We start from the raw sequence: 7683 nt of genomic DNA, 5'->3' as shown, positions 1-7683 counted from the left end.
CAGCGGGGTCGTCTTTTCTTGGCCTACCTTCTTTTGACGAAGCAAAAGAAGGTAGGTGCGCCGCCGGGCGCACATCCCGGCTCCCGCCCTCGGCAGAGGCACGCCGTCAAAACAGCAGCTACAGGCCACTGACCAATGCCTGCGATGTCCAACACCCGAAGAACCCGAGCAGCACTCAGGCCGCCAACGCCTGCTCCACCGCCACCTTGGCCTCTTCCAGGCTGCTGAAGAACCGCGTGGGCTGGGGCTGTGCCTTGGGCAGATGGGAGGGCGGCGGCCACAGGCGCTCATCCGTCCAGCCCGCGGTCCAGCCGCCGATGTCCTTGCGCTTGACGGAGCAGACGGCCTGCCCGCTGACCGTCGCTATCCAGGTGGTAGGCGGATCGTGGTCCCAGGTGACATGTGCCATGGTGCCCTCCAACGGTTGACTGCAACACATTGTAAGAACGCTTCTGCGCCGCGGGCAATGGGGGTTCCCCGACTGCGCCGCATGGGTCGTTTGCCGATGGGCTGGAAAACCACACTACAACAGCTTCCCCAGCATCACCACCCGCCCCTTGCGGTAGCCAAGGGCTTCATAGAAGCCAAAGGCCGGCGCCTCCTCCAGGGTCTGCAGGTTCAGGCTCACCACGCCCTCTGCCCGCAGCACGTCCTCCAAGGCCTGCATCAGGGCTGCCCCCGCGCCCTGCCGCTGCATGCTCCCGGCCACGCACATCTCCTTGATGTGGAAGGTCCACCCGTTGACCCAGCGCTCCTTCCACCCAAGCACCATCGCAACGGGCGCCCCCTCGACCTGCAAGGCCAGCCCGCGCGCCGTCGGGAAGGCCATGAACGCCGCCAGCCGCTCCTGCACCGCCGCATGCTCCCAGCCATCGTTCCAGGGCGGCGCGTTGAACACTCCCTGGTACAGGTCCACACAATCGGCGATGTTTTCGGCGGTCAGGGCCACCGTGGCAAAGGGCTGGGTCATGGCAAGCACGCGCAAAAACACGAAGGCGGCAAGCGTAGCGCACCACGCATGCCGCCCTTGAAGCGGTTGCCTGCAGCAGCCTCTGGCCTCAGCGTGCTGCCGTGGCCCCCAAGGCAAACTTCGCAGCCTTCGCCACCGCCGCAGCGTCCACCCCGAAAAACGTGCGCAGGGCAGCGCGCGTATCGCTGCGCCCGAAACCATCGGTCCCCAGGGTGATGTACCTGCGGCCCTCCGGGATGAAGGCCCGCACCGTCTCGGGCACGGCGCGCACATAGTCGGTTGCAGCAATCACCGGTCCGCTTGTGGCGGCCAGCTGTGCTGCAAGCCAGGGGGTACCCGGCTGATCTTCTCCCGCGATGGCGAGCTGCTCGCACGCCACGCCATCGCGTGCCAATTCGCTCCAGCTGGTCACGCTGACCACGGTGGCGGTGATGCCCTCGCTCGCCAGTTGCTGCGCGGCCTTGACCACCTCGGTGAGGATGGCGCCGGAACCCAGCAGCGTCACCTGGCGCGCATTGGCAGCAGCCGCCTGGCCTTCGGCCTCGAAGCGCTGCAAGACATAGCAGCCGCGCAGCACGCCTTCGTGCGCGCCCTCGGGCAGGTCGGGCTGGGCGTAGTTCTCGTTCATCAGCGTGACGTAGTAGAAAACGTCGCGCTGCTCGGTCACCATCTCGCGCATGCCGGCGTCGACGATGACGGCCATCTCGCCCGCATAGGCCGGGTCGTAGGCCTTGCAGTTGGGAATGGTCGCGGCCACCAGGTGGCTGCTGCCGTCCTGGTGCTGCAGGCCTTCGCCGCCCAGGGTGGTGCGGCCCGAAGTGGCGCCCAGCAAAAAGCCGCGCGCACGCTGGTCCGCCGCGGCCCAGATGGCATCGCCCACGCGCTGGAAGCCGAACATCGAGTAATAGATGTAGAACGGCAGCATGGCCAGGCCGTGCACCGTGTAGCTGGTGGCCGCGGCCGTCCAACTGGCGATGGCGCCGGCCTCGCTGATGCCTTCTTCGAGGATCTGGCCGTCCAGCGCCTCGCGGTAGCTCAGCACCGAGCCGATGTCCTCGGGTGCATAGCGCTGGCCCACGCTGCTGTAGATGCCCACCTGCTTGAACAGATTGGCCATGCCGAAGGTGCGCGCCTCGTCGGCCACGATGGGCACGATGCGCGGGCCCAGCGTCGCGTCCTTGAGCAGACTGCCCAGCATGCGCACAAAGGCCATGGTGGTGCTCATCTCTTTGCCATCGGCCTGCAGGGCAAACTGGGCGTAGCTGCCGATGGCGGGCACGGGCAGTGCCTCGCAGGTGGTGTCGCGGCGCGGCAGGTAGCCGCCCAGGGCCTGGCGGTGGCTGCGCAGGTAGCGCATCTCCGGGCTGTCCTCGGCGGGCTTGTAGAAGGCCAGGCTGGTGGCCTGCTCGTCGCTCAGCGGCAGGTTGAAGCGGTTGCGGAACTCGATGAGATCGGTCTCATCGAGCTTCTTCTGGCTGTGCGTGGTCATCTTGCCCTGGCCGGCCGTGCCCATGCCGTAGCCCTTCTTGGTGTGCGCCAGAATCACCGTGGGCTGGCCCTGGTGGCGCGCGGCGGCGGCATACGCTGCGTGGATCTTCACCAAGTCGTGCCCACCGCGCTTCAAGCGGTCGATCTGCTCGTCCGTCATGCCCTGGGCCAGGGCCGCGAGCTCGGGGTTCTGGCCGAAGAAGTTGTCGCGGTTGAAGCGCCCGTCCTTGGCCGCAAAGGTCTGCATCTGGCCGTCCACCGTGCCTTCGAGCGTGCGCACCAGCGCACCGGTCAGGTCGCGGGCGAACAGGCCGTCCCAGTCGCTGCCCCAGACCAGCTTGACCACGTTCCAGCCCGCGCCGGCAAACAGGCGCTCCAGCTCGTCGATGATGCGGCCATTGCCGCGCACCGGGCCGTCCAGCCGCTGCAGGTTGCAGTTGACCACCCAGACCAGGTTGTCGAGGCCCTCGCGCGCGGCCAGGGTCAACGCGCTCATGCTCTCGGGCTCGTCCATCTCGCCATCGCCGAACACGCCCCAGACCTTGCGCCCCGCGCAGTCCAGCAGATTGCGGTGCGTGAGGTAGCGCATGAAGCGCGCGTGGTAGATGCTGCTGATGGGGCCGATGCCCATGGACCCGGTGGGGAACTGCCAGAAGTCCGGCATCAGCCAGGGGTGCGGGTAGCTCGACAGGCCCTGCGCGTCCGCGCTTGGCGCCGTCAGCTCCTGGCGGTAGTGCATCAGGTCCTGCTCACTCAGGCGCCCTTCGAGGAAGGCCCGCGCATACACGCCCGGCGCGCTGTGCGGCTGAAAGAACACCAGATCCCCGCGGTGCTGGCCCTCGCCCAGGCCCTCCCGGGCGCGGAAGAAGTGGTTGAACCCGCTCTCGAACAGGTCGGCCGCGCTCGCGTAGCTGGCGATGTGGCCGCCCAGTTCGCCATAGGCCTGGTTGGCGCGCACCACCATGGCCAGCGCGTTCCAGCGCACGATGGAGGCCACACGCTCCTCGATGGCCAGATCGCCCGGAAAGACCGGCTGGTCCTGCACGGCCACGGTGTTCACATACGGCGTGTTCAGGTCGGGCTGCCAGCCCACGCGGCCCGCGCGCGCCAGGCGCACCATCTCCTGCAGCATGAAGCGTGCACGCTCCGGCCCCTCGGTCGCGACCAGGGCCAGAAAGGCGTCGCGCCATTCCGCGGTTTCTTGGGGGTCCGTATCAGCCAACGCGGAGGCCGATGCGGGCGTGAGCAGGTGGTGGTGTGCGGTGGGGGCGTTCATGCAATGCACTGTAAGCACAAGCGCCCCGAATGGGATGCCGTTTTGGGCCGCCAACGGCCATCACGCAGCACTTCATGCCGCAAAACATCTACACTGCAGCACATGAAGCTGGATACCCTCGATCTGCGCATTCTGGCCGAGTTGCAGGCCGACGGCTCCCTGTCGAACGTGGAGCTGGCGCGGCGCGTGCACCTGTCGCCTTCGCCCTGCCTGGCGCGCGTGAAGGCGCTGGAGTCCGCAGGCGTCATCAGCCGCTATGTGGCGCTGGCCAACGCCGCCGCGCTGGGCCTGGGGCTCAATGTGTTCATCAGCATCAGCCTGAAGGCGCAGAACAAGGAGTCGCTGGCCAACTTCGAGCGCCGCATCGCCGAGCACGACCAGGTGATGGAGTGCTACCTCATGAGCGGCGACAGCGACTACCTGATCCGCGTGCAACTGGCCGACATCGCCGCGCTGGAGCGCTTCATCCTGGACCAGCTCACGCCCATCCCGGGCGTGGAGAAGATCCGCTCCAGCTTTGCGCTCAAGCAGGTGCGCTACAAGACGGCGCTGCCGCTGCCGCGCTAACGGGCGGCCCTATTCCGCTCGCGCCGAACTCGGCGGGTGCCCGATGATGCGCTTGTACGCCCGGCTGAACGAAGCCTCCGATTCATACCCCAGCCGGTTGGCCGCCACGGCCACGCGCATGCCGTCGCGCGCGATCCAGCGGCGCGCCTGCGACATCTTGACCTTGGCCACGTAGCGCGCCGGGCTCTCGCCCATGGTGCGCGTGAACGACTCGGAAAAGCGCGAGCGCGAGGCCCCCATCAGGTCGGCCAGCACGGGCACGTTCCAGTCGCGCTCGGGGTCGGCATGGATGGCGGCGATCACCTTGCCGATGCGCGGGCAGCGCACTGCGGCGATCCAGCCCGTAGGGCTGTTGCAGCTGCACTCCACCCAGGCGCGGATGATGCTGGCCGCCAGCGCATCGGCCAGCCGCGCCAGGATGGCGCAGGCGCCCATGCGGTCCTGCGCCACCTCGCGCTCCATGGCTTCGAGCAGCACCGGCACCATGGTGTCGCGCCGGGCCAGGTCGCCGGCCAGCATCACCTCGGGCATCATCGCCATCAGCGGGTGCAGCGGGTCGAGGTTGAAGCGCAGCGCGCCGCAGAACATCACGTCGGGCGCCTGCGGCGGGGGCGGTGCCACGGGGGTGCCCAGGTGCGCGTTGCGGGGGTCGCGCCCATCCACCAGGTAGATGTTTTCCGAAACGGCCTTGCGCGCGAGCGAATCGATGTCCACCGGCGGCACATCGGGCGAGCTGGCCAACACGTGGAAGCTGCCGTGGGGCAGCAGCACCGCGTCGCCTGGGTTCAGGCGCTGCCACTCGGTCGTGGGCGTGCGCAGCCAGGCACCGCCATGGCCCACGAAGTGAAAGCGCGCCGAGCGCTGCGCCGGGAAGGCGATCGCCCAGGGCGGGTGCAGCACGCAGCGGCCATACTCCACCCCGTCCAGGCGCAGGCCGAGCAGGATCTGGGTCAGCAGGTCGGGCGGCTCGGCAAAGGGCTCTTGCGCCAGCTGGTCAAAGGGCCGGGATAAAAAGTCAAGCATTTCGGCTTTTAGGGCATGGAAACGCCTGCATCTTATTCCTACCATGGCCTTCCATCCACCCCCAGGGCCATTCCCGTGTCTTCCTCTCCCTCCTGCTCGACCTGCCTCGATGCGCCTGCCGGCGCCCTGGCCGATGCCGCCCCCACTCCTGCTCCTCCCGCCGCCGAGCCCACCGAGGCGCGCTGGGCCGCCGTGGCCTCGATGGCGCTGGGCGTGTTCGGCCTGGTCACGGCCGAATTCCTGCCCGCCAGCCTGCTCACCGCCATGGCCAGCGACCTGCGCGTGAGCGATGGCGCGGCGGGCCAGGCCGTCACCGTCACGGCGCTGGTGGCCGCCGTGGCCGCGCCCTCGCTGCCGCTGCTCACGCGCCGCATCGACCGCCGCTGGGTGATGCTGGCCTTCACGGTGATGCTGGTGCTGTCCAACGCGCTCTCGGCCATTGCCAGCAACCTGCCCACGCTGCTCGTGGCCCGCGTGGCGCTGGGCGTGGCGCTGGGAGGCTTCTGGTCCATGTCGGCCGCGCTGGCCATGCGGCTGGTGCCGGCCTCGCTGTTTGCGCGGGCCATGTCCTTCATCCTCACCGGGGTGTCGGTGGCCACCGTGTGTGCGGCGCCCATCGGCGCATGGATGGGCGACCTGTGGGGCTGGCGCAGCGCCTTCATCGCGGCCGGTGGCATCAGCCTCATCACCCTGGCCGTGCAATTGGTGGCCCTGCCCGCCCTGCCCCCGCGCGACAACCCCAACCTCAAGGTGCTGGGCGAGCTGCTGCGCCGCCCGCCCGTGCGCGTGGCCCTGCTGGCGGTGCTGCTGGTCATCTCGGGCCACTTCGCGGGCTTCACGTACATCCGCCCGCTGATGGAGCAGGTCACGCACCTGTCGGTGGCCACCATCACGGCCGTGCTGCTGGGCTATGGCGTGGGCGGCTTCTTCGGCAACTTCGTGGGCGGCTGGATCGCCGGGCGCAGCGAGCGCCAGGCCATCGTGGCCGGCGGCGCCGTCATCGCCGTGCTGGCCGCCACCTTGCTGGTGGCCGGGCAGTCGGCCGCCATCACGGCCGTGGCGGTCACGCTGTGGGGCTTTGCGTTTGGCGCCTTCCCCGTGGGCTTCCAGACCTGGATCGTGCGCGCCGCGCCCGACCAGGCCGAGGGCGCGGGCGGCCTGCTGGTGGCGGCCTTCCAGATCGCCATCGCCAGCGGCGCCATCTTCGGCGGCATCATGGTCGACCATGTGGGCGCCCTGGGCGGCCCGGCCTTTGCGCTGGCAGCCCTCACGCTCGGTACGCTGCTCACGCTGCGCCACGGGCCCCGTCCCACGTCGGCAGCATGATGACCATGGCCACCTTGACCAATCGCCGCATCACGCTGGCCGCACGCCCCGAGGGCCTGCCCGAACCCAGGCACTTCGGGCTGGACACGCAGCCCGTGCCCGAACCTGCCGAGGGCCAGGTGCTGCTGCAGACGCTCTACCTGTCCATCGACCCCTACATGCGCAACCTGATGGACCCCATCGGCCCCGGCTACGCCTCACCGGTGGAGATTGGCGCGCCCATGGTGGGTGGCACGGTGAGCCGGGTCGTGGCCTCGCGCAATGCCCAATTCCGCACGGGTGACCTGGTGCTGGCCAACGCCGGCTGGCAGGACTACGCCCTCTCCGACGGCAGCGACCTGCTGGCGCTGGGCGATGCGGCGCAGCCCTCGCAGTCGCTCGGCGGGCTGGGCATGCCAGGCTTCACCGCCTATGTCGGCCTGCTCGACATCGGCCAACCGAAGCCGGGCGAAACCGTGGTGGTGGCCGCAGCCACCGGCGCCGTGGGCGCCATCGTGGGCCAGATCGCAAAACTCAAGGGCGCGCGCGTGGTGGGCATTGCCAGTGGGGCCGACAAGTGCCGCCATGCTGTGGAAGAACTGGGCTTTGACGCCTGCCTGGACCGGCGCGCGCCCGACCTGGCGGCACGCCTGGCAGCGGCCTGCCCGCAGGGTATCGACGTCTACTTCGAGAACGTGGGCGGCGAGGTGTTCGACACCGTATTGCCCCTGCTCAACCTGCACGCCCGCGTGCCCGTGTGCGGCTTCATCGCGCACTACAACGACAGCGCGCCAGCGCCGGGGCCCGATCGCTTGCCCCGCCTCACCGCCACGCTGCTGCAAAAGCGCGTGCGCATGCAGGGATTCATCATCCTGGACCATTACGGCGAACGTTTCGACACCTTTCGCCGCGAAATGGCCGGCTGGATCGCCCAGGGCCAGGTGCGCCTGCGCGAGGACATGGTGGACGGGCTGGAGAACGCGCCCCAGGCGCTGCGCCGCGTGCTGCAAGGGCAGAACTTCGGCAAAACGGTGGTGCGCGTCGCCGAGTAGCT

Annotated in this window: 7 protein-coding genes; 3 read left to right on the top strand and 4 right to left on the bottom strand. The window is 69.0% G+C overall.

Features of this window, described 5'->3' with window-relative positions:
- Positions 1 to 175: 175 nt before the first annotated feature.
- The 3 genes from HNP48_RS34855 to mdeB form a co-directional block, all read right to left on the bottom strand.
- Positions 176 to 409, bottom strand: a complete 234-nt coding sequence (locus HNP48_RS34855) for a hypothetical protein (protein WP_184866209.1) — start codon at positions 407 to 409, stop codon at positions 176 to 178.
- A gap of 114 nt (positions 410 to 523) precedes the next feature.
- Positions 524 to 970 carry a GNAT family N-acetyltransferase gene (locus tag HNP48_RS34850; RefSeq protein WP_184866207.1) on the bottom strand — a complete coding sequence of 149 codons (447 nt, stop codon included), beginning with the start codon at positions 968 to 970 and terminating at the stop codon, positions 524 to 526.
- Between the two features lie 88 nt (positions 971 to 1058).
- The gene (gene mdeB / locus HNP48_RS34845) at positions 1059 to 3734 is read right to left on the bottom strand and encodes an alpha-ketoglutarate dehydrogenase (RefSeq protein ID WP_184866205.1); all 2676 of its coding nucleotides are present in this window, start codon (positions 3732 to 3734) and stop codon (positions 1059 to 1061) included.
- 102 nt (positions 3735 to 3836) lie between these two features.
- Between mdeB and HNP48_RS34840 the strand changes: the two genes are divergently transcribed.
- Complete coding sequence (locus HNP48_RS34840; protein ID WP_184866203.1) at positions 3837 to 4301, top strand: Lrp/AsnC family transcriptional regulator; 465 nt, start codon at positions 3837 to 3839, stop codon at positions 4299 to 4301.
- A gap of 9 nt (positions 4302 to 4310) precedes the next feature.
- Here the strand turns inward: HNP48_RS34840 and HNP48_RS34835 are convergent, their stop codons facing one another.
- Complete coding sequence (locus HNP48_RS34835) at positions 4311 to 5324, bottom strand: AraC family transcriptional regulator (RefSeq protein ID WP_184866201.1); 1014 nt, start codon at positions 5322 to 5324, stop codon at positions 4311 to 4313.
- A gap of 75 nt (positions 5325 to 5399) precedes the next feature.
- Here HNP48_RS34835 and HNP48_RS34830 point away from each other — a divergent pair, with 75 nt between their 5' ends.
- Positions 5400 to 6650: an MFS transporter gene (locus HNP48_RS34830; RefSeq protein WP_184866199.1), complete on the top strand. Its 1251-nt coding sequence runs from the start codon at positions 5400 to 5402 to the stop codon at positions 6648 to 6650.
- Positions 6650 to 7681 (top strand): NADP-dependent oxidoreductase, encoded by a 1032-nt coding sequence (locus HNP48_RS34825; protein WP_184866215.1) that lies wholly within the window; start codon positions 6650 to 6652, stop codon positions 7679 to 7681. The genes HNP48_RS34830 and HNP48_RS34825 overlap by 1 nt, the downstream gene beginning before the upstream one ends.
- The last annotated feature ends 2 nt before the right edge of the window (positions 7682 to 7683 follow it).

The organism is Acidovorax soli, from assembly GCF_014207955.1.
GTDB lineage: Bacteria > Pseudomonadota > Gammaproteobacteria > Burkholderiales > Burkholderiaceae_C > Acidovorax > Acidovorax soli_A.
This window is presented reverse-complemented; position numbering and strand designations above follow the sequence as displayed.